The sequence below is a fragment of the Microcoleus sp. Pol12B4 genome (assembly GCF_036701385.1).
Classification (GTDB): domain Bacteria; phylum Cyanobacteriota; class Cyanobacteriia; order Cyanobacteriales; family Microcoleaceae; genus Microcoleus.
This window is the reverse complement of sequence record NZ_JAUBQR010000024.1, coordinates 24360-46230: the sequence shown is the minus strand read 5'-3', so window position 1 is coordinate 46230 and position 21871 is coordinate 24360. Positions and strand designations below refer to the sequence as shown.

The window sequence follows — 21871 nt, the reverse complement described above, 5'->3', positions numbered from 1 at the left end:
CCTCACAACTTGGGAGAGGATTGCCTCAGTCCCAGTAACTTATAAAGACCATAAACTTCCGATCATAGGTCGTTTTTTTGCTATAAATTCACTCCGTAATAAAATAGCTCATGTTCCGATCTCATCAGACACTTTTGATCGATTACATGGAGAGCTTCGGCAAGAGGTACTATCATTACTTACAGCCTCAGATGATTGGAAAAATAAAAAAACAACTGCCGATCCAGGAATTACTCAATGGTTCCCACCTCTGCGTGGTAAACTTCTTAACAACCGTGTCTATGTCACTGGTAGCAATGATTTTGGAGAAATACAGGATATTAAAGATGATAAAACCTACTGGGAATGGGGTCAAACCGATAACGAGAATGTTGAAAGATGGGTAGCTTCTCCGTTTGTACATATAAGTAATGATCTAAAAGTATCTCTCCTGATAGATGTGGACAATCTCAGCGCAGATTTAGAAGAAGAATGCAAGGGTGACTATTATCGCTTTGCAGCAGAAGTAGAGCCTGTTCGAGAAGTAATTCTCAACCAAGAGGTTATCCAATGCTGGATTCCAGTGCAGCAAGTTTCCTCTCTTGGAGAACCGCCAACGGACGGTCAGAATGATGAGGCTGTCACTATCTTGACAGAAACACAAGAAGAGCCGGAAGTTGAGGTGGCAAAATTAACTCCCTTAGACTTGCGGACAAAAGCAGAGAATGCGCGTCAAAACCGTAACTATCAAGAGGCGGTAAAGCTCTTTGATGAGTTAGAAAAGCGTAATGATAGGCGACAGTACACTGATGTTGCAATCCTTCACCACGGTTTTACATTATGGCGTTACGCTAATCGATTTTTATCCGGTGAGGAACGGGTCACACAAATGCGACGTGCAATCGAGTTACTAGAAAAAGCTTCCCAACATCAAGACATTATATATAGGGCTGAAGCTCGCTATGATAGGTCAAAAGCCCTATATCACTTGTCTGAGATTATTAAAGATGATACTAAACTCATCAATCAAGCAATAGAAGATGCTGAAATTGCTGCTAATTCCGGTTATAAACCCTCTTATATTAGTTGGCTTGAGCGGCTAAAAAGCAAAAAGGATTAACTAACAACGATTCCCGGCTAATAAGTGCCTATCCACCAGATTAAAAAAGAAAATGATTCAAGAATTTGACAGCGTTGCTTTAACATGGGAAACTTTTTGAAAGCACAAAAAATCAGGCACTGCCGTGTTCTAATTTCGGGTAATTTTATAAGTGCCAAATTCATTAATTAGAGAAACGTAAATCCCGCTCGCCCTCATCTCCCAACTTGTGAAAAAGTGCGATCGCCCTTACGTCCCAACTTGTCAAAAAGCGCGATCGCGCCTCTTCCCCTGTACTTGCAAAAAAATTACATCCAAGATAAAATAGGAAATAGAAACTAAGCAACCTCTGATGCTGAAAGCAAAAATATAATGAAAACTAAAAGCTTCACAGTCATCATTTACAAAGAAGAAGATATGTACATTGCCGAATGTCCAGAAGTCGGCACAATTGACCAAGGCGAAACCATAGAACAAGCGATCGCTAATCTCAAAGAAGCTACAAGGCTCTATCTCGAAGAGTGTCCTTTACCCGACGAAATCACTCCCAGGTTTGTAACTAGCATAGAGATTAGCTATGCCTAGGTTGCCCAGAATATCAAGCCTAGAAGTAATTCGCGTACTAGAGCGTTTAGACTTTTATCAAGCCAGACAAACGGGTAGCCATGTTGTCCTTAAAAAGCCTCTTCCAGACGGAGAAATTGTTTGCGTTGTGCCACTCCACCGCGAGTTAAAAATTGGTACTCTCAGCGGTGTTCTAAAGCAAGCAAAGGTCACACCTGATGAGTTTATAGCTAATTTATAAGTGAGAATAACCGGGTTTCCCAGTAGATGAGTTTTTGTAGCTTGTAGGGGTCGATCGCGATCGTAATGAAATAGCGATCGCCCTTACGTCCCCAATTGTCACAAAGTGCGTGAAGCGGAGCTATCCCGTAGGGAATCGCCCCTAAATGAATTATTCAAACTAACTCCGACACACTCAGCCGCCCTTCTACGGGTTCATACTCATCCTCTAAAAGCCAATACTGCGCCTCATCATAACTCTGACTAGAAAACACAACTTTATAACCCTCAGCCGGATCGTATATCTGACAATTTCCGTCAGCGTCACTTAGTAACAAAAGCAGATAAGGCGGTGAAAGATTTGGATCGATCCATACCTCTGTAAATTCCCAGTTATTCTTCACTAAATCGGCTTCGAGGCGTAACGTGGTATCGGTTTTCTGCATCAATTTTTATCTCTCCGTAGTAAAGTAAAAGACGGCTACCATCCGGGTCAACTCTATAACCAATTGATTCAGCAAAAAACATACCATAACGATCGTAGCCCCGAATCGTACCTGTAAATTCTCCATCTTCTATTATGGCTTAAGCTACCTGAGTCATAGTAGCCTCATCGTTAAAAATATGAGCAGCACGTCCTTTATTAAGTAGTCTTCTCATTTGTGGCGTGTCTGGCAAGTGTTTAGCAATGTGCCTGCTGTCAAGGGTGATTTGGCGATTAATTCCACTCATTAATTAATTAATTACTGAGCATACCAGTATGATTAATTAAATCATGCGATCGCCCTTACATCCCAAATTGTCAAAAAGCCTGTAGGCGTAACCAGCCGCAGGCAATGGGCGCAGGATCGCTATGTCTGTAGCAAATCCCCATCAGTCAAAAGTTGACACTAGGAAATATCGCTCTAAAAAATACTTGACAGTGAAAATCTGGCGGTGTAGTATAGAAGTAGTGCATAGAATGAAAAACATGAGACTAAAAAGTTGGGAGTCTCCCCGCAGCGAGGGTAGAAACTCCAAAGGTAAAGGCGGCTCAGCCAGAGCTCGGCAACTCAAAAAGCAACAGCAAACTCTGCGAAAACAGTTAAAAGCTCAACACGATCGACAAAATCACCAACAAAACCACCAACAAAACGATCGAGGGAAGGAAACCGATAATTCCTTCCCTTTTTTTGTATCTTTCCGCTGCTCAATCCCGCTGAATGTTCGGACAAATCGTGCTAGTAATGCTCGCCTGGGAGGGTTGCTCTTGCCAGCAGTTGAGAATGCCTTGCAACTCCCCCTTCAAAGTTTCTAAGGCTGCAATTTGCACGGAAATTTCCTCTACCTTAGCCGTTAGATGCTGCTTCGCTTCAGAGCAAGGCAACTCTCCCCGATCGCGAACTTGTAAAATATCCTTAATCTCCTGAAGGCTCAAACCTAGAGTCTGAGATCGTTTAATAAACGCCAACCTGTTGAATACGGTTTCGCCAAACAAGCGATAACCAGCGGGCGAGCGCTTTACCGCAGGAGACAGCAAGCCCATCTCCTCATAGTAACGAACAGTTTTCACCGACAAACCACTACAGGCAGCTACAGAGCCAATTTTGTACAGTTTCTCGGCAACAGAAATATTCATAAACCAAGCATCCAAGATCGAAAGACTTTCTTGCCCTATCTTTTAGTGCCTCAGATCCAGGGAGTCGATCGGCACATCGCCCAGTCACCATTGCCCGGTAATCTTAATAAGGAGGATTTTTTTTAGACACATTAAGCACGGGCAACTGAGGTCTAGAAGACTGAGGAGGAAGATAGTATTCAGGAGCAGGTGCGGGTTGTTCGGCTGCAGAGCGGTAAATTTGCCACCAGCGGAGAGCCATCGCCACCCCAGCGGTGCCAAGCCCAAAAGCCAATAAAGAGCCACTGGCACCGATGCTGCCGATGGCTGCATCGACAACCCCCACTGTCACAACAAAGCTGGTAATTGGCTCTTTACGGTAAGCTGACCTCAAAAGTCGCGTCCACGAAGCATTCATTTGGTTTTACTCTGTTCTATATTTATTTACAAGCTCTAAAACTTAGAGTTGGCGGAACGATCGGGATTTCTAGCTCAAAGACTAGCTTCACCTACATTAATCTTCTCGCCTGTGGGGAATTGTACGGGAGCGAGGCAAAATTGCCAAGCTTGTCAAATCAAAATTCCACCCCATATACACCTCCAAAAGCCAGCTATTGCATTCGGGAACAGATCACTCTCGGCAGAAAAGTCGCTGGGCTTGTTTCTAATTAATATTTTAATCAATTCCCGAATGTGTCGCGGTCAGCAGAAGTCACACCCGCTGCCGGAAGAGTCAAGGCAAAGTGTAACGCTGACCGCGCCGTTGCTAAAATTAGTTGAGACCTAACCAGGACAGCAAGCCCTGGCCTGTGACATACTCGATAATTAAAGTTAAAGAAAAACCGATCATCGCGGCTCGACCGTTAAGACGTTCCGCGTAGCTGTTGAAGCCAAACTTTGGCTGTTCCAGTTTGGGAGTGACGGTGGGTTGTAGTTGTGTCATTGCTTTGGGTACCTGGCGATCGACGCTATTCAAATGTGAAATCCAATGTTAGTTACAAATCTTAAACATTGCTACTTCTATTATAAAGAGGGTTAACCGCCGTCAACCGTCCCCGAAGAGAAAAAACTGCTGCCAACTAATGCCAATTAATTATACCCGCTCAAAATATGACTAATCAGTTAGATAACGATAAGCTTCCTGTCGCAGTACAACGAGTAGCCTTTGCCCTTCGTACAACAGGCTGGGTTTGCTTCTGGGTACAGGTAGTGCTAGGGGTGGTAGCGGCGATCATTTTGCTCTTTGCCATCCCCTTCGCCATCCCCAGGGCTAGCGCCGCTGCGGGTTCAACCAGTGCCGGCACCGGCGGCGGCGTATTTTTTGCCATTTGCGGGCTGGCCGTACTCGCTTACAGCGTATATCGCTCTTTCCGCTTCACCCGCTTGTCGAGACAACTGCGATCGCCCGCTAACGCTGTCCGCCCCAAAAAAGCAGACACCATCAAAGAAGTGCGGCTGGCACTTTGGAGCAACTTATCGGGAATGGTGCTGACGCTGATCGGCGCAGAAGCCATCAGCGGCACGCTTTTAGCCAAATCTCTAGCTCAGCCGCAAGCCTTGTTCGGTGCCGCAGTTGATTTGGGCCGATTTATTCAGCCGCTAGATATATTTGTGGTACTCGCCAATACTCACGCCACTGTTGCCCATTTTGTCGGGATTTTCGGGGCTCTTTTTTTGCTCGATCGCATCCACAAGCAATAGACAATCAATAAGTGGGAATTGCGCCTCTCCCACTCTCCCACTCTCTCACTCTCTCACTTTCCCTCACACTCCTACTCTCCCCCAACCCACATCCGGAATCACTGCCAACCTGTCGAAGAACGTACTCAGATACCTTCTACTAAGACAACATGAATATCATGGCACTGAAACCCGAGGCTTATTTTGGGGTGACAGATCACCCAACTATTGAAATTTCTCAAGAAAGTTTTCGTTCTGTCCTAGGTCAAATAGAAACTGAACTCCTCTGTAGCGACACCTATAGCCAAGCTCTAGCAAGCCTGCAAACAATGTTGGGCGAAGCAGCTTCCGCTGCCGAAATTTTAATTAGAGCAGTTAGCAGAGAAGCCGTCAAGCTCGCATTTGATCGATTTCCCAAACAAAACAAAATTGAACCGCAAGTACCCCAAGATAGTGTTACTGCTGTAAGTCCCGCCATTGAGACGGTGACAGAAATTCAAGAATTGGAGCCACCAGTAGCTGCTCCTGTCTTCTATTGGCGCAGCGCTAGTGTGGAAGCGCCGCCCCAAACCGAGTCCGACACAGAAGAAAATTCCGATCGAGACACTAACACTTCTGAAGACAGCAAACAAGCGCCCCAAGACAAAATTAAAGTCGAGTCGGCTCCACCTGCAACTGTCATCGTCCCCGGAAAATCCTTCCCAGGGTTCGGTTTTCCCAAAAAGCCGAAAAAACTCACCAAGGAAGAAGAAGCAGCAAAAGCAGTTCAAGAGCGAGAAGAGTGCCTGCGGGAGTTGGGTAGAGAATTGCGTAAGGGACGGCAAATTCGCTCCCTATCCCTGCAGCAACTCCACAGTCAAACTCTCGTGCCGCTGCACCACATCGAATCGATCGAAAATGGGGAAATCGACAAACTGCCCCAAGATATTTACGTTAGAGGTTTTATCCGCAGACTCGGCGACGCCTTGGGACTAGACGGCAGCGCTATGGCGAATGCTTTGCCCAAACCCGCTCCGAGTCCAATTCCCAGTATGTATGTGTCTGTTTCGGATTCCGACTCAAGCGAAGGCTTTCAAATGCGTCCGGTGCATTTGTACATCGGCTACACCGCTTTGATGGCTGGGGCTGTAGGGGGTTTGGGTTGGCTGTCGCAGCAACCCGTGGTGCCAGGAGCACAGGCAGTACCTCAACCGCAGGAGACACCGCCAGCCTCAGTTGCACCGGCTCAGAAAACCCCAGAAAAAGCACCTCAACCGGGCTTGAAGAAGTCTGATAGTCACGGGGGAATGATTATGGGGGCTGACATGGCGCCGCCGGAGGTGATTTTTGGTTAGTGTGTGTCGGGCGAGCGATCGTCCGACAACTCTCTTGGCGCAGGTGAACTCCGAAACCCGGTTTCAGAGTTCACCTGCATAGGGATACTTGCTTGAAGAAATAAGTCCAGCAGAGCAATTAGGGTTGAGATTTTAGTTGAATCCCCCACCTTCATCGATCTGTAAAGTCAATTCTAAAATCTAAAATCTAAAATCTAAAATCTAAAATCGCCGGCCCGTGTACCCAAAGTGATTTTTCAACTGCATCAGGAAACCCGATATGTGCGATAAACTATCTATTTGACCACTCCTCAAAGAGGTTTCCGATAAGATGAGTTCCCCAGCCACCGCTGCTTTCTCCGATCTCGATCCGCTATCGACTCACTCGCCAACAGTCACGAGTTTGGCTGCACCAGACAGTGCTTTGGTAACGGCGGCTCAACTGCCACAAGCATCTTGGACAATAGAAGATAGTGAGAAACTCTACCGAATTCAAGGTTGGGGCGAACCGTATTTTTCGATTAATGCAGCCGGTCACGTTACAGTATCTCCCAAGGGCGATCGCGGCGGTTCCCTCGACTTGTGCGAACTGGTAGAATCCCTGAAACAGCGAAATTTGGCTTTGCCCCTGCTGATTCGATTTTCTGATATTTTGGAAGACCGGATCGAGCGCTTAAATTCGTGTTTCGCCAGAGCGATCGCTCGGTACAATTACAAAAATGTCTATCGCGGTGTCTTTCCAGTAAAATGCAACCAGCACCGACAATTAATTGAAGATTTGGTGCGTTTCGGTCAACCCCATCACTTCGGACTGGAAGCCGGCTCGAAACCGGAATTAATGATAGCTTTGGCTACCTTAAAAAACCCAGGCGCTTTGTTAATTTGTAACGGTTACAAAGACCGCGAATACATCGAGACTGCTATTTTGGCGCAGCGGCTAGGGCAAACTTCCGTAATTGTACTGGAGCAAATAGAGGAAGTAGAACTCGCAATTGCCGCGAGCAAAGCATTAGGAATTAAACCGATTTTGGGAGTGCGAGCAAAACTCACTACCAAAGGCGTTGGCCGCTGGGGAGGTTCCACGGGCGATCGGGCAAAATTTGGCTTGACAATTCCTGAAATTATGCGTGCAGTCGGCGAACTAGAAAAAGCTGGAATGCTCAATTGTTTGCAGTTACTGCACTTCCACATCGGCTCTCAAATTTCCTCAATTAGCGTCATCAAAGACGCCATTCGAGAAGCCAGCCACATTTATGTAGAATTAGCTAAATTGGGAGCTAATATGAACTACTTGGACGTAGGCGGCGGACTCGGCGTTGACTACGATGGGTCTAAAACAAACTTCCACGCTTCCAAAAACTACAATATGCAAAACTACGCTAACGACGTAGTAGCGGGAGTGAAAGATGCCTGCGACGAGCGCAAAATCCCGGTTCCAATTATCATTAGCGAAAGCGGGCGGGCGATCGCTTCTCACCAATCAGTGTTAGTTTTTGACGTACTCGGTACTAGCGATGTCCCCAGAGAAGTACCAGAACCAGTAGATGAAAACGCGCACCAAATTCCGCGCAATCTCTACGAAATTTACCAATCTATCAGTCCCGAAAATTACCAAGAAGTTTATCACGATGCTATCCAATTCAAGGAAGAAGCAGTCAGTTTATTTAACTTAGGCTATTTGGGAATTGCGGAACGGGCGAAAACCGAACAGTTGTACTGGGCTTGCTGCGATAAAATACAGACGATCGCGCGGCAAAAAAAATATGTATCGGAGGATTTGGAAGACTTAGAAAAGGTGATGGCGTCTATTTATTACATCAACTTATCTGTTTTCCAGTCTGTACCGGATAGTTGGGCAATTAACCAATTGTTCCCAATTATGCCAATTAACCGACTCGACGAAGAACCAACTCAACGCGGTATTTTAGCCGATATTACCTGCGACAGCGATGGAAAAATCGACCAATTCATCGATTTGCGAGATGTGAAGTCGGTTTTGGAACTGCATACACTCAAACCTGGAGAACCTTACTATTTGGCGCTATTTTTGGGAGGTGCTTATCAAGAAATTATGGGCAACCTTCACAACTTATTCGGCGATGCTAATGCAGTTCACATTCAGCTAACACCTTCTGGCTATCATATCGAACACGTTGTCAAAGGAGACACTATGAAAGAAGTCCTCAGCTACGTACAGTACGATTCAGAAAATTTGGTTGAAAGCATCCGCCGTCAGACAGAAGCAGCTTTGCAGCAAAATAAAATTACTCTTTCGGAGGCCCAACTTTTGCTGCAAAATTACGAGCGGAGTCTCAGCCAATATACTTATCTTCAGTCTTAAAATGTAGGGTGCGCACTGCGCACCTTACTTTGAGCAACTAGCAATTAGCAATTATTCAGGATTGCCGAGAATTTCTGCGATCGCCCGCCGCTCTTCTCCGTGTTGAGTGGGTAAAACTTGGCGAGCGTCAGTAATCAGCCAATCGAGAGCCGCCGCTTGCAAATCGATCGCCGCCCCGGTTTTATCAACGCAGTAGCGCCCGAACACCAGTTTGTCAACCAATCGCACCTCCGGGCCCAAACGGGAATACTCAAAAATCACGCTGTTTTCCACAGTCGCGCCACTGCAAAGCCAGCAATTTGGGCCAATCATTGTCGGCCCAACAATTTTCGCTCCATCCTCAATGATCGTCATCCCACCAATGTAAACAGGCCCAGTAATATCAACCTTATCCCAGTTCACAGCTACATTCAAACCCGCGTAAACACCGGGACGTACTTCAATTCCGGGAATCGAAACATTTTTAACTTGTCCCAGCAGCACGCTCTGAATTGCCCGCCAATAGTCAGGAACTTTGCCGATATCCACCCACTCAAAGTCCATGCTAATCCCGTAAAAAGGCGCGCCTTCTGCTACTAGCTTGGGAAATAACTCCGAACCGATATCGTATTCCTGGCCCGAAGGGATGTATTTGAATATTTCCGGTTCAAAGATATAAATACCAGTGTTAATGTCGGTACTCAGAGCTTCCTCTACAGAAGGTTTTTCTTGGAAATCTTTAATTTTGCCAGACTCGTCTGTTACTACCACTCCGTAACTGGGAACCTCCTCGCGGGGAACCGATTTCATAACAATAGTAGCGATCGCCCCTTTTTCCCGGTGCCACTTCACAGCAGCCGTCAAGTCCAAGTCAATCAAAGCGTCGCCGCACAGCACAACAAAAGTATCGTCAAAAAACGGCGAGAAATCCTGAATTCGTTTCATGCCGCCAGCCGAACCGAGAGCCTCTCCAATCATTTCTCCCTCCTCAATTCGCCCTTCAAAAGAATAGGCAATTTGTACCCCAAACTTTTGACCGTCGCGGAAGTAGTTTTCAATCACGTCTGCCAGGTGGGAAACATTGACCATAATCTGGTCAAATCCGTGCTGGCGGAGCAATTCAACCAAAAACTCCATCACTGGCTTTTGCAGGATGGGAATCATCGGTTTGGGTATTGTCTGAGTAATGGGACGGACGCGAGTGCCTTTACCGGCCGCCAGAATCATCGCTTTCATTATTAACTTCCTCAACCCTCTGTTAACTGATATCAACTGAACAATTAGATGCTAGCGGTTGCGATCGCATCGATCGCAGCAAAATCCTGACCCCGCCCAAAAACGGGTACAAGTTTCCGACGCGAGCGTCAGGGTCGATTTCAAAATTTTAGACGCTAGTTCAAGCTCTCAGATTCAATGCGAAAGTAAATCTAAAATCTAAAATCTAAAATCTAAAATCTACTGACCTATTTATAGGCGACATCGTACCAGGCTATCAATGACTCTTCCCTATTTGCTTGATTTAAGAAACCAGGAATCGGGAATCAGCAAAAACTTCGCACTCCCGCTGTCCGCATTCGAGACTCAGCAGCAGAATGGCGGCGAGCGAGGTTCTGTCTGGAATTTTAACCGACGCAGCGGCACAGTTATTAGTTTCGCCCGAGAAACTAATACCCTGCAAGCTCAAAGCGCGCGGATTTTGAGGTCTTGGTAAAACTCCTCTTGAAGCAACTCTACTTTAGACTGAGCCGACAGCAGCAACAGTGCCCAAAAAATACCCACACGGTCATGATTTGGCAAGTGAATTTCCCCAGTCGATACCGGGAGTTCTGGGTTGACAGGAGAGTGCAAATCGTTATGATGCCAGAGTTCCAACAATTTGTCCAAGTTCAGCCAACCCTCGTCAATTTCCGAGCCCCGCTGAGCCAAAAACCGTTCGAGTTCGCTAGCAGTTTCTACGAGATTTTCTTGGTGAGCTAGCTCAAAGATAGCCTGAGCTGCTTGCGATCGCATTTTTGAGGTAGGGCGACGCCGGGGGGTAACTGTCTGCTCCATCGCGGCTTTCATGAGCTGCAACTGCTCAATCAGTTCTGGGAGAGTCACCGGGCGTTTTTGCGGTAGTTGAGCTACACCTCGACGGCGCAATTGCCGCTCTAAATGCTGGGGCAAGTGTCGCCCTCCTGAGTGCTCTGCGTCTTCGAGTGTCGCCTCCTCGGCCAACTCTGGATTCGCGGGGGGTTCTGAGAGGACGATACTTTCTGCTTTGAGCAAAACCAGCATGGAAGCGTACAAAAACGCTTGGCCGGAGTGGGACAAATCAGAGAAATCCTTACTGGCATCGCCATCGCAGGTGTTCGTAAGCTTGCTCAAACATCGATCGAACACTTCAATTACCTTAACGTCCCAAGGATCGATTTCTCCCCGTTCTGCGAGGTCAATTAAAATTGCGATCCCCTCGGAAATCGTTTCTAAACCATCTTGGTCTCGGGAAACTGCCATTCGATTTTAGATTTTAGATTTTAGATTTTAGATTTTGCCTCTGAGAAAACCAGAGAGCATATCAAGTTAATTGGCGGTCATTTCAGCAGTTGTACCCTCAATGGCTGCTATTTCTAAACTTATCGGTTCTGCACTTTCTAACAAAGGTTGTTTGCCTTCTACTTCAGCTTTATAGCGTTCAAGGTTTTGTTCTAATTCCTGAATCCGCTGCTCTTTTTCGCGAACTTGGCGAATCTCTTGGCGCAATGCGAGGGTTCGCTGCATTCTCGACCACAGACTGAACAGCCAGGCTAGTGTTGCCCCTAATCCTGTCGCTACAATTAGTTCTACGCACAGCGGAGCTTTAACTTGGACGCCTTTGATAACTTGAATCGCGACTGGCTGTGTATTTTCGATGCTGAATAATACTAGAGCCAAGCAAATCAGAAAGATGAAGAAGAAATTTAGCGAGCGCATTTTCTATGTTCCTAATTCTCAATTCAGGTTAAGCAAATTGTTTCCCATTTGTCAACTGTTTTTGGGCAGATTATCCCAGCTTTTTTGATAATATCAAATCTGCTAAATTAACCATAATATCCGAGGATTGGCGGGTTTATTGCAGCTCTGAGATTTGATTGAAGAGATTGGTTCACCCACCTCTCTGGACATATCCTTTTTAGGTTTGGCCGATGTTTTGCGATTTGTTGCCGATTCCCAACGCTGGCAATATTTTATATTTCAAAGCAATGCCCGCGGCTACAAATAAGGCAATAATCAGCGCCCCAATTCCTACGGGACTGGGAATCCAGAATATCGCCTCCAAATAGTTAATTTCCCCGGGTTTGAGCTTCCAAACTAACTGTTTTCCTTGCTGATAGCTTTCGGGAACCAACGCACCGGCGACAGTTTCAATACTTTCGGCGCCCCAAGGCGTGTTCAAGCTAAAGTCTAGCTCCAAAAGTCCCCCCGGGCTCAGCAGCAGACTGCCGTTAGAAGAAAGCAGAGAAAGAGAGCGCAAATCCAATTCCAAACTCAACCGATTTCGCAGCACCAATAACAAATTATTCTGCTTGACATTCAGGTGAGATTCAAATTTCGGCAAATCGGTTTCTAGGGGACTTGCAACCCGATATTTTGTAGTAGGTGCGACGGGATTGTAAAATTGGTTGAACTTGTCTTGCAACTCGGCTCCATTATTGAAAGGAATCCTCACTAGAACTTCTGTGGGCGAAAGCCTTTTAGTTTTTCCGTCCAGCAACCTCACCCGGCGTTCTACGCTTTTCAACCATTCTGCAACAGTTTCGGTGCTGAAGCTCGTCAACCTTTCCCCCAGTTTTATGTGCTGCACGATTTCGCCACGAGTTTGACTCTCAAAGTTCACCCCGACATCGTACTGAACGCATCCACTCACTAGAGTTATAAGGCAAAAAACCAAAGGTAAAAGAAAGAAAAAGTGCTTTTTCTTCTTCCGAGTTCCATCCTTTAAATTTTGCTCTTTCATTGTACCTTTTTCCCTGTTTTTCCCTATTTGCATGAATTAGCAAAGCGCTGAATTATCGGCAGTATTTATGTGTTTTTATTTCCACGTCTGGACTTGCGAACCGCATACCCAAAACCCGGTTTAGGGGCTGCCGAAGGGCAATTTCACAGATGCTTTGTGACAGAAACCGGGTTTTTTTGACGTGAGTGCTAACATTTTTCTAGTAGCAGTGTCGGCTTTACCTGGAATTAACCGCACTGAACTTATTGCCTGGAAGCTACACCCAACTGTTGAAACAGCATACTCGGCAAATAGGCTGCACCGCCTACCCATTCGGCTTCGCTGCTCAAATCTGCCAAATTTTTAAAGGCTTCAAAAATGCTGCCTGCCACCATTGTATTCTTGACGCGGCCGACAATTTTGCCTTTTTCTACTTTATAGCCTAAGTCCAAATTGACAGAAAATTCGCCAGCTAACTGATTGGACTGACCGGCACCTAAAACCTGCTCTACTATGAGCCCTTCGTCCATGCTAGCAATCAAGTCTTGAGTGGCGGTATTTCCTGGGGAAATGCAAAAGTTAGTCAAATCAGGGCCTGGGCGAGACAATCCGCCACGAAAACCGTTGCCGGTTGATTGTACACCGGCGCGAGAAGCCCACCTGCGATCCCAATAAAATCCGGTGACAGTACCTTTATTTATCAAGACTTTGCGGGTGGTGGGTGTACCTTCGTCGTCAAAGGGGCAAGCAGAAGGACCTAAAGTGGGGTCTTCAAAAAAGGTAAAGCGTTCGTCAAATAGGGTTTCGCCGATTTTGTCGGCTAGGGGAGAGGCTTTTTGAACTACTGCTTGACCTGAAAGGATGGTATCAAAGAGGCCCCCCAGGGTGCTAGCGGCGGCTCTGGGGGTAAATAATACTGGGTAGGAACCGCTGCTGATGGTGGCTGAATGTTCTGCGAGGCGGTATTTTTCGAGGAGTGATTGGAGGATGCTGTTGGTGTCGAGGGGACGATCGCGCGCAACGTCGTAACTGTATGCTTGCATAAAATCTTCTCCCTTTACCAAATTTCCCGAGATCGAGCCGCTGATTATTTGGCTGCTTCTTTCGGCATACAGGTCTTGCGTAGTGGCAATTTTCACGCGGCCACTGCGGACGTGGAAGCCGACATCTACCATAATATCGGGATTGTAGGCGTGAACTTGTTCGATCAGGTTTTTGCCGTTTTCGACTAATTCTTGAGTTGTGGGCGGAGTGTAGCTGGTTTCCGGGCCTTTGAGGTGGAAGTTGGAGGCGAGTTCAAATTCTGCGGGGTCGCCGATTTCGGCTGTTTGAATCGCTGCATCTACTAAATCGTCTATCCGCGTTAAATCTGTGGAACTAGCAAAACCGATTTTGCCTTGGTAAATCAGCCGGAGTGCTACGCCTTGCAGTGCCTTGGTTTGCAGGGATTTGAGGCGATTGTTTTCAAATTCGATGGGGGTGTCTTGACTCGACAGGTAGTATACTTCAGCGGCATCGGCGCGTTGAGATGCCAATTTTAATATCTGTTCTATGGTTGAATCGCTCACAATAATCGCCTTTCAGGTTTGGTCTTTGTTTTATTTTAGCGATTTTGGGTGTTACCAGAAACCGGGTTTTTTCCAAAAACATCGATACACCAAGGAAAAACTGCGAAAAACCCGGTTTCTTTGGTTGTATGCGCGGCCAGAAACCGGGTTTTTTCCAAAAACATCGATACACCACCGAAAAACTGCGAAAAACCCGGTTTCTTAAGTCAGAGTGCATCCATCAATCCCCAGCTATCTGCTGAATCCTAGAAATAATGCGTTTCACTGTCTGCGCGTCGGGCGATCGCAAATGCTGTAAAATCTCCAAAGATTGCTGTAAATAATTCAAAGCTTGGTCAAAATCTCCCTGCGCTGCTAACAACTGTCCTAGCATTGCGAAAGTAGCAGCTTTCCCTTGAACATCGCCAAATTTTTCCTTAAGTTCGAGAGATTGTTGATAAAATGAGATCGCCTTGACTACTTCCCCTTGACTCGCATAAATTATTGCTAGACAGTGCAAATTAGCAGCTTTCCCTTGAAGATTGCCAATCTTTTCGTGAAGTTTGAGAGATTCTTCATAAAGTGAGATCGCCTTGGCTACTTCCCCTTGATTGGCATAAATTCCTGCTAGTTCGTGCAAAGTAGCAGCTTTCCCTTGAACATCGCCAATCTTTTCCTGAAGTTCCAGAGATTGTTCATAAAATGCGAGCGCCTTTGCTACTTCCCCTTGATTGGCATAAATTACTGCTAGACAGTGCAAAGTAGCAGCTTTCCCTTGAAGATGGCTAATCTTTTCAGTAAGTTCGAGAGATTGTTCATAAAATGCGAGCGCCTTTGCTACTTCCCCTTGATGGGCATAAATTAGTGCTAGATTGTTAAGAATGGCTGCTTTTACTATTTCGTCGGCCGGCGGACACTCATCTAGCGCTTGTTGGTAATACTTTTTTGCTGCATCAGTTTCACCCAATTGGGCTTGAGAACGAGCCAAACTGTGGAAAATGCGATAATCTGGAAAAACTGCTAAAGTCTCCTGACAAGTTTTCACAGCTTCCCGAAATCGACTTTGATTGTTCCACTGACGTGTCAAAACCTCTGCAATTTCTACCGTAATCTTTTCCACCTTTCCCAGCATCGCCAACCGATGAATTTCTAACCCCTTTTCCTCGGTAGAAGATTCCGCTTCCTCCCACCAAAGACGATACAAAACCTCAGCCGCTTGTCGATGCAAACCTTCGCTATCCTCCGGCAAATTCAGCGACAAAATCCGGGGCACTCGCAGCGATGAATCTGGACTGACTTCTAACAAACCCAAGGCTATAGCGCGGTCAATATTTGTGTCAACATCGACAATATCCCTACAAACCGCCGCGATTCCTTCCCTCGGCACCGATAAGTGATAAACTAATGCCAACTCCAGCATATTTGTCAATTCCGGCGATAGCTGCTTCAACAATTCCTGATTCAAAATATCTTCGCGAAACTCCGCAGTTGTCTTCTCGATTTGTTCCAAAATCGCAGTTACATCCAGTTGTTGAGCCAGCAACACCAAATTCAGCCGTTCCAACAACCGAGGATTGCCATCTGCCAAATTTTGCGCTTGCGATTTCAATTTCTCATCCACCTGAGATTCCGGCGCAAAAGCCTCAAGCTGACTGCTTTTTTTCTGCAAATCTGCGCCTTTAAAACCATCCAAAGACTGCTTGTAGAAATCCCGCAACAGCGGCGAATCAAAATCGTAACGACAAGTGAGAATTAAACGGTGAGGCGCATTAGTTTCTTGAATTGCCCAAACCAAAGCCTTTAAAATCATTGCCATTTCCGGCAGTAACACATAATCGCCACTATTTGGTCGCGATTCTAAATTATTTTCAAAATCATCCAAAACCAACATAAACGGCTTCCCATTCCCGCCTGAACCCGTTTTATCCGAGGACTCTGCCATTTCTTCCAAAGCCCAAAATAGGTCGCGCAAGCGATATTTCAACTCCTCATCATCTCGCTGCAAAGCTTCTCGCTGCAACTTCGGTAACTTGTCGCCCAACTTACTCAGCAAACTTGCTTCATCAACTTTTCCAGACCAAACAATCTTGTCAAATTCCGTCAATCTGTCGCACAATCTAGAAGCCAAACTACTTTTACCCAAACCTCCCATACCGTGAATCAAAACACCCACTTTATCCGAGGGAAACTTTAATGCTTTCAAACAGTTTTGAATTTGCCGCCGCCGTCCCACAAAAGCTTCGCGAGTGGGGACTTTTACCTGCTGCCCCGCAGCATCCAAAAACTGCTCTGTAACGGTCGGTTTCGGTGCGCGTTTCCGCCCGCGAGTCCTCACAGTTGTAACCAAATTGATCGGCATATTTCCCGCTACATAAGGCCGCAACAAATGCCAATCTCGCGCCTGGTGAGCAATTAAAGCTTGATAAGTAGAAGCCAAAGCCTCCGTCAATTCGTAGCCTGCCGCCAAACTCTTATATAGCGCTGCTGCGGCCGCCGTCGCATCCTCATCTCTCACCTTTTTGCCCCAACCCAAAACAGCTTTAGCGCCGGAACTCAGCAACTCTTCAGCCAAGGAAGGAATCAACCCCGATTTGCCACGCTGTCCCGTCCGACAACCTGACATAAATAGTAGTTTAGGAAGACGACTTTTAAATGAATTAGCGATATCTTGACCGCTAGCTGGATAATTTTTACCAGTCTCGGTTTCGGTATAAAAACGCGGTTCACCGCTATCATTAATAGTACCATGACCTGTCAAATGGAAAACATCAAAATATCCCTTGTCATGACTATCAATTAAATATCCCAATTCCGTCAAACAGCCACTTTCTTCAACTATTAGGGCTAAATCTTGCCTCGCATCCTTTGTTGCTTTCAGAATCAATCCTTCTTCCTTCTCGAAATCCAGCACATCTTCTACATCCAGCGGCGAAGCTGCCATAAATAAGAGATTCAGCGCTCTATTTTCCGGCATGGCTTCATCAAGTGACAACTTTTTAATGCTGTCCGAAGACATCCAGCGAACCGGCACAATCGGCTGGGGCTTTGCTACCAAAAAACTCTGGCCATCGTGCAGCACTTCCCAAGGCAAATGAGCGAGTCTTTCTGCCGTTGCGATGGCTAAAATAATGCTTTCTCTACCCAACTCTGCAATTTTCCGAGAAAACAGGCGTTCGGTGCCATCAAGCCAGTCAAATAAACGTTTTCCCGTCACCGGATAGCTTTCTGGTAGAGCCACATAATAGTCTTGTTCGGCAAGTTTAATTAAATCGGCAATTTCTGTCAGACACAGCCGCCTCGATTCATAATGATTGGGATTGTCTAAAAAATAGCGAAATTCAACATAATTATCTTGAACAGTTTTGAGGTCTAGGTGTATAATTTTCACAGTTATAATTTATATTTTGCATAAGATTAAAGTTGAATACGATTTTATTTTTATTTTCCCGGATATTTTGCGATTTAGTTCGGATATCTCTACGTCCCGATTACGGGGTTTCGTAGGGGCGGTGCCCTGGTGCCCGCCCTCTCCGTTTATTCGTCCAGGATTTGCTTAATTTGGTCAATGGTGGCATTTTCCAACAGCAACCGACGCCCGCGCCTACCAACAATCAAAACTTTCTCAATCTTTTTACCAGATTTGCCTTTTTTGTATTCTTGATACCACTTGCGAATTTGTTCTGCTATGGCGAGAGTTCCGCCAGCAATAGCTACAATAGCGCCAACAGTTGCTAAAATTCCCTCTTTTTCATCATCTCCCACCGTTTCCCAATTTCCCGACAAGCCAGAAATCGCAAACAATTCTTCCGTAGCCGCAACTGCATCTTGTCCTTCGACGCTGATTTGAATATCTGCCATTACTTTTAATAACTAATAAATAAGCCGCCTAAAATTAGCCCGATCGCAATTAACGCCACCCAGATAAACCTATTATCTTTCGTATTAACCTGACTCAAATCTACAGGCTCTGGTACGACTGGCTTGGGTTTAGCGTACTTGATATCAGCGTTCGGATTGGCTTGAAAATTAATTGATTGATTTTCATCCAAAGCTGCCAAATCAGGGATTTTCACCATCCATTCAGGAGGGATAGTGAGTTTGGGAGCTTCGAGAATGAACAGCAAGCGCTTTGCTTGTTGGCGGGTTTCTTGGCGGGGATGGCGGGTGAGCGCACGGCAAAGCTCGATCGCCTTTTCTGTATTGCCAGAGGCTTCGTAGGCTGTCACTAGCCACATCTGCACCTCACCGCCCAACCGGGAATTTCGATCGACTAAACCGGTAGCTGTTTCTAAACTCTGCACAGCTTGAGCATACCGGCCACTCTCAAAAGCTACTTGCCCAGCTTGGTACTCAGTTTGAACAATTTCTAACTTTTCTGAAGTCACGAGCACCCACCCAATTCACAAATATTAATTCCCAAATTCCCTAAACGCTAGAATTCGCTGTTGTGTTGCGGCATACCCGACTCGTTGTCGCGTTTGGAACCCAGCAAGTCTAAATGGTCTACTTTTATTACCGGCTTCGAGCGATTTGAACCGGTATTACGGTCTTGCCAGCGATCGAACTTCAAAGAGCCTGTTACCCCAATTAGAGAGCCTTTGCGAACGTAGTCAGCAGCAATCTGCGCTGTTTTGCCCCAGATTTCGAGATTGAACCAGTCTGGTTGATCGCTGTTCTTGGTTCTGCGATTCACTGCCAGCGTCAAACTACACTTAACTGTACCCGACTCAAAATACTTAACGTCCGGGTCGCCGCCGACGCGGCCTACTAAAGTCACAACATTAAGACTCATAAACTTTTTTGGGAATGTGGTCGATCGGTGATGTAGTTAAACAGTCCACACGCGCATTAGCCTCCAAACTGAACTTGGAACAACGCTTGTGAGGCTTCATCCTGATTGTACACCCAGTTAGCAGAACATATTGATGGTGGATGATTGGCAAGTCTGCGCTCAACCTGAGCTCGACAATGTACATTTCTGACTAGACTCAGGATGAAAAACGTAATAGAATCCACCTCGGTTACACTTTTGTAACAACATTATTGCACACAATAGTATTTTAGTTTTTGGGGGGGGTACGAATCAGTGGGTCTTCTCAATCGATTTTCGTTATCTAGAGATATGGGTATCGACCTCGGTACTGCTAACACGCTCGTTTATGTATCGGGCAAAGGTATTGTTCTGCAGGAACCTTCTGTAGTGGCGATCGACCAAGATTTAAAAATACCGCTGGCTGTTGGAGAAGAAGCCAAAAAAATGCTCGGCCGCACGCCAGGGAACGTCATAGCACTGCGCCCGCTTCGCGACGGGGTAATTGCAGACTTCGATACGGCGGAACTGATGCTCAAGACTTTTATCCGCAGGGTTCACGAAGGCCGAAGCTTAGTTTCGCCGCGGATAATTATTGGCATCCCCAGTGGTGTCACCGGAGTCGAGAGGCGTGCTGTCATTGAGGCGGCGACTCAGGCCGGTGCTAGAGAAGTACGGTTAATTGATGAACCCATCGCTGCGGCGATCGGGGCTGGACTGCCTGTTGCTGAGGCGACTGGCAATATGATTATAGATATAGGCGGAGGTACGACGGAAGTTGCGGTTTTGAGTTTGCAAGGTACGGTGATCAGTGAGTCTGTGCGGGTAGCCGGCGACGAACTCAATGAGGCGATCGTCCAATACATGAAAAAAGTTCACAATTTGGTTATCGGCGAACGCACTGCTGAAGAAATTAAGATTCAGGTTGGTTCTGCATATCCAACTCCAGAGGATGACGACGTAATGATGGAAGTGCGGGGCTTGCACTTACTGTCGGGTTTGCCGCGAACTGTTACTATCAAAGGCCCAGAAATTCGCGAAAGTATGTCGGAACCGCTTTCAGTAATTGTGGAAGCTGTCAAGCGTACTTTGGAACGCACCCCCCCGGAATTAGCAGCAGATATTATTGACAGGGGAATTATGCTGGCTGGTGGTGGCGCGCTGATGAAAGGTTTAGATACTCTGATCAGTCACGAAACAGGAATTGTCACTCACGTGGCAGCCGATCCGCTGTGCTGCGTGGTTTTGGGAACTGGTAGGGTATTGGAAAACAAACAGTTGGAACGGGTTTTCAGCGGGCAGTCTTCGCGTAATATGTAGTTAAAAAATTTGGGATTGTGGATTTAGAAATACGGCTGCAATCTCAAATCTAAAATCCTGACTTAACAATTTTAGATTAGTGACATTATGCTAAAAAATACATTCCGAAAGTGGTGGGATCTGCGGCTGCAAATTGCTCTTTTAGGTTTAGCTGTAACTGCGGCTTGGGGAGTTCGACAAACACAAGGTGCCGCAGTATTTGAAGTTTACAATTGGGTGACTCGTCCGTTTCACGCCAACGGCTCTGGGCAAGAGGAACTCATCTCCGCGCGCACTCAAGAATTGCAAGCGCAGCTATTAGAAGTAGAAAATCAAAATCAGAAGCTAAAAGAGCTTTTAGGTTACGTTTCGGGTAAGAAACCTCAAGGAATTGTAGCTCCTATTGTCGGTCGCAGCGCCGACCACTGGTGGCAGCAAGTAACCTTGGGGCGCGGCAGTAAGGATGGCATCAAAACAGATTTTACTGTGATGGGTCCCGGCGGTTTAGTAGGCAGGGTTGTCAGCGTTACTCCTAATACTAGCTTGGTGCTGTTGGTCAGCGACGCTACGAGTCAATTGGGTGTGGGAATTACCCGCAGTCGCCACATGGGTTTTATGCGCGGGAAAGGCGGAAATCAGGCTGTGATGGAGTTTTTTGAGAATGTTCCCAATGTCAAGCCTGGGGATGTGGTTTCAACTTCTTCTTACAGTCAGTTGTTCCCTGCTGGTTTGCCTGTAGGAAAAGTGGTTTCGGTGGATATGAATAAAACTCCGGCTCCAGAAGCTGTGGTTGAGTTCTCTGCACCGATGAATGCTCTGGAATGGGCGGTGGTTTACCCCCACTCTAAGCAAGTCGAACCAAAGGATTCGCAGAGTCAATCTTCTGCACCATCTGAGGGAGTAAAGCAGCAATGAAAGCTTTATCTCGGATGTCTTCGCCGCGATCGCGCCAATTTCTCAACTTCGCAGTTACATTTCTATCTGTGATGCTGTGCATACTGATATTGCCCACTCGGATGCCGGGAATGGAATTGTTGGGAATTGGACCGAACTGGCTGTTAATTTGGTTGGTAGCTTGGAGTATTAAGCGGAAACGTACAGTTTGGGGAGCTGCAAGCATGGGCTTGGTTTTGGGGTTCCTTCAAGATGCGATGACGGCTCCTCATCCCAGCCACGCTGTGAGTCTAGTTGTTGTAGGAGTCTTAACAGTTGTTTTGCAGAAAACCTGGTCGATTCCGGCAGATATTGTTGAGAGAGATCCGATTCCGATCGCGCTAATTGTGTTTGGGATGGCGGTGGTAGCGGAAACGGTGATGGGGCTGCAATTTTTTGCTATGGGCGATCGGGCTTTACTCGAAATTTGGAGCTATCACCAGCGAGTGGCTTTGTGTTCTGCTATTCTTAGCAGCCTTTGGGCTCCGGTTATTTATTTTCCGCTCAATCGCCTGTGGGAAATGACCAGGAATGTAGAAAAATCTTAGTCATTAGT

The 21871-nt window shown here is 46.4% G+C and carries 23 protein-coding genes and 1 pseudogene; 10 read left to right on the top strand and 14 right to left on the bottom strand.

The window, feature by feature from the left end:
• The 3 genes from QUA38_RS05795 to QUA38_RS05785 all read left to right on the top strand — a co-directional run.
• Nucleotides 1–1099 (top strand): hypothetical protein (locus QUA38_RS05795; protein WP_333159998.1); only part of this gene is annotated, 1099 nt, incomplete at its 5' end.
• A gap of 351 nt (nt 1100–1450) precedes the next feature.
• On the top strand, nt 1451–1663 hold the full coding sequence (locus tag QUA38_RS05790; protein WP_333095856.1) for a type II toxin-antitoxin system HicB family antitoxin: 213 nt from the start codon (nt 1451–1453) through the stop codon (nt 1661–1663).
• Nucleotides 1656–1883 carry a type II toxin-antitoxin system HicA family toxin gene (locus QUA38_RS05785; RefSeq protein WP_015174173.1) on the top strand — a complete coding sequence of 76 codons (228 nt, stop codon included), beginning with the start codon at nt 1656–1658 and terminating at the stop codon, nt 1881–1883. Before QUA38_RS05790 ends, QUA38_RS05785 begins: the two co-directional genes overlap by 8 nt.
• Before the next feature lie 154 nt (nt 1884–2037).
• Here QUA38_RS05785 and QUA38_RS05780 read toward each other — a convergent pair whose 3' ends face one another.
• The 5 genes and pseudogenes from QUA38_RS05780 to QUA38_RS05765 all read right to left on the bottom strand — a co-directional run bounded on the left by QUA38_RS05780 (nt 2038) and on the right by QUA38_RS05765 (nt 4401).
• Nucleotides 2038–2307, bottom strand: a complete 270-nt coding sequence (locus QUA38_RS05780; protein ID WP_333159996.1) for a hypothetical protein — start codon at nt 2305–2307, stop codon at nt 2038–2040.
• Nucleotides 2255–2521: pseudogene (locus QUA38_RS29270) on the bottom strand (DUF6972 family protein). The gene QUA38_RS05780 and the pseudogene QUA38_RS29270 overlap by 53 nt, the downstream one beginning before the upstream one ends.
• Nucleotides 2522–3050: 529 nt before the next feature.
• A complete protein-coding gene (locus tag QUA38_RS05775) occupies nt 3051–3479 on the bottom strand; it encodes a heavy metal-responsive transcriptional regulator (RefSeq protein WP_333159994.1) in 429 nt (142 codons plus the stop codon).
• 103 nt (nt 3480–3582) lie between these two features.
• Nucleotides 3583–3876, bottom strand: coding sequence for a hypothetical protein (locus QUA38_RS05770; protein WP_333159991.1), 294 nt, complete (start codon nt 3874–3876; stop codon nt 3583–3585).
• 354 nt (nt 3877–4230) lie between these two features.
• Nucleotides 4231–4401 (bottom strand): hypothetical protein, encoded by a 171-nt coding sequence (locus QUA38_RS05765; protein WP_172186391.1) that lies wholly within the window; start codon nt 4399–4401, stop codon nt 4231–4233.
• A gap of 167 nt (nt 4402–4568) precedes the next feature.
• On the opposite strand from QUA38_RS05765, the gene QUA38_RS05760 reads away from it, so the two are divergent.
• The 3 genes from QUA38_RS05760 to speA all read left to right on the top strand — a co-directional run bounded on the left by QUA38_RS05760 (nt 4569) and on the right by speA (nt 8792).
• A complete protein-coding gene (locus QUA38_RS05760) occupies nt 4569–5159 on the top strand; it encodes a DUF3611 family protein (protein WP_333034942.1) in 591 nt (196 codons plus the stop codon).
• A gap of 158 nt (nt 5160–5317) precedes the next feature.
• Nucleotides 5318–6472, top strand: a complete 1155-nt coding sequence (locus QUA38_RS05755) for a helix-turn-helix domain-containing protein (RefSeq protein ID WP_333159989.1) — start codon at nt 5318–5320, stop codon at nt 6470–6472.
• Nucleotides 6473–6782: 310 nt separating this feature from the next.
• On the top strand, nt 6783–8792 hold the full coding sequence (gene speA, locus QUA38_RS05750; protein ID WP_333159986.1) for a biosynthetic arginine decarboxylase: 2010 nt from the start codon (nt 6783–6785) through the stop codon (nt 8790–8792).
• Between the two features lie 51 nt (nt 8793–8843).
• On the opposite strand, the gene QUA38_RS05745 is transcribed toward speA, so the two are convergent.
• On the bottom strand, nt 8844–10007 hold the full coding sequence (locus tag QUA38_RS05745; RefSeq protein ID WP_333095863.1) for an NDP-sugar synthase: 1164 nt from the start codon (nt 10005–10007) through the stop codon (nt 8844–8846).
• Between the two features lie 259 nt (nt 10008–10266).
• On the opposite strand from QUA38_RS05745, the gene QUA38_RS05740 reads away from it, so the two are divergent.
• Complete coding sequence (locus QUA38_RS05740) at nt 10267–10482, top strand: hypothetical protein (protein ID WP_333159984.1); 216 nt, start codon at nt 10267–10269, stop codon at nt 10480–10482.
• Here the strand turns inward: QUA38_RS05740 and QUA38_RS05735 are convergent.
• From QUA38_RS05735 to QUA38_RS05700, 8 genes are all read right to left on the bottom strand, one after another.
• Complete coding sequence (locus tag QUA38_RS05735; RefSeq protein WP_333159982.1) at nt 10452–11267, bottom strand: segregation/condensation protein A; 816 nt, start codon at nt 11265–11267, stop codon at nt 10452–10454. The genes QUA38_RS05740 and QUA38_RS05735 overlap by 31 nt on opposite strands.
• 66 nt (nt 11268–11333) lie before the next feature.
• Nucleotides 11334–11723 carry a lipopolysaccharide assembly protein LapA domain-containing protein gene (locus tag QUA38_RS05730; RefSeq protein ID WP_333070252.1) on the bottom strand — a complete coding sequence of 130 codons (390 nt, stop codon included), beginning with the start codon at nt 11721–11723 and terminating at the stop codon, nt 11334–11336.
• 199 nt (nt 11724–11922) lie between these two features.
• Entirely contained in the window at nt 11923–12747 is an 825-nt protein-coding gene (locus tag QUA38_RS05725) for a DUF3153 domain-containing protein (RefSeq protein WP_333159980.1), read from the bottom strand.
• Between the two features lie 242 nt (nt 12748–12989).
• Nucleotides 12990–14294: a metallopeptidase TldD-related protein gene (locus QUA38_RS05720; protein ID WP_333159977.1), complete on the bottom strand. Its 1305-nt coding sequence runs from the start codon at nt 14292–14294 to the stop codon at nt 12990–12992.
• 220 nt (nt 14295–14514) lie between these two features.
• Nucleotides 14515–17661: a tetratricopeptide repeat protein gene (locus QUA38_RS05715; protein WP_333159975.1), complete on the bottom strand. Its 3147-nt coding sequence runs from the start codon at nt 17659–17661 to the stop codon at nt 14515–14517.
• A 146-nt stretch (nt 17662–17807) separates the two neighbouring features.
• On the bottom strand, nt 17808–18131 hold the full coding sequence (locus tag QUA38_RS05710; RefSeq protein WP_333158141.1) for a hypothetical protein: 324 nt from the start codon (nt 18129–18131) through the stop codon (nt 17808–17810).
• Between the two features lie 5 nt (nt 18132–18136).
• Nucleotides 18137–18658 carry a tetratricopeptide repeat protein gene (locus QUA38_RS05705; protein WP_333159973.1) on the bottom strand — a complete coding sequence of 174 codons (522 nt, stop codon included), beginning with the start codon at nt 18656–18658 and terminating at the stop codon, nt 18137–18139.
• A 47-nt stretch (nt 18659–18705) separates the two neighbouring features.
• Entirely contained in the window at nt 18706–19065 is a 360-nt protein-coding gene (locus tag QUA38_RS05700; protein WP_333098950.1) for a single-stranded DNA-binding protein, read from the bottom strand.
• Nucleotides 19066–19395: 330 nt separating this feature from the next.
• Between QUA38_RS05700 and QUA38_RS05695 the strand changes: the two genes are divergently transcribed.
• The 3 genes from QUA38_RS05695 (at nt 19396) to mreD (ending at nt 21863) form a co-directional block, all read left to right on the top strand.
• Entirely contained in the window at nt 19396–20403 is a 1008-nt protein-coding gene (locus QUA38_RS05695; protein WP_006632285.1) for a rod shape-determining protein, read from the top strand.
• Nucleotides 20404–20490: 87 nt separating this feature from the next.
• Nucleotides 20491–21297, top strand: coding sequence for a rod shape-determining protein MreC (mreC, locus tag QUA38_RS05690; protein WP_333159971.1), 807 nt, complete (start codon nt 20491–20493; stop codon nt 21295–21297).
• On the top strand, nt 21294–21863 hold the full coding sequence (gene mreD / locus QUA38_RS05685; RefSeq protein WP_333159969.1) for a rod shape-determining protein MreD: 570 nt from the start codon (nt 21294–21296) through the stop codon (nt 21861–21863). The genes mreC and mreD overlap by 4 nt, the downstream gene beginning before the upstream one ends.
• Nucleotides 21864–21871 lie beyond the last annotated feature (8 nt).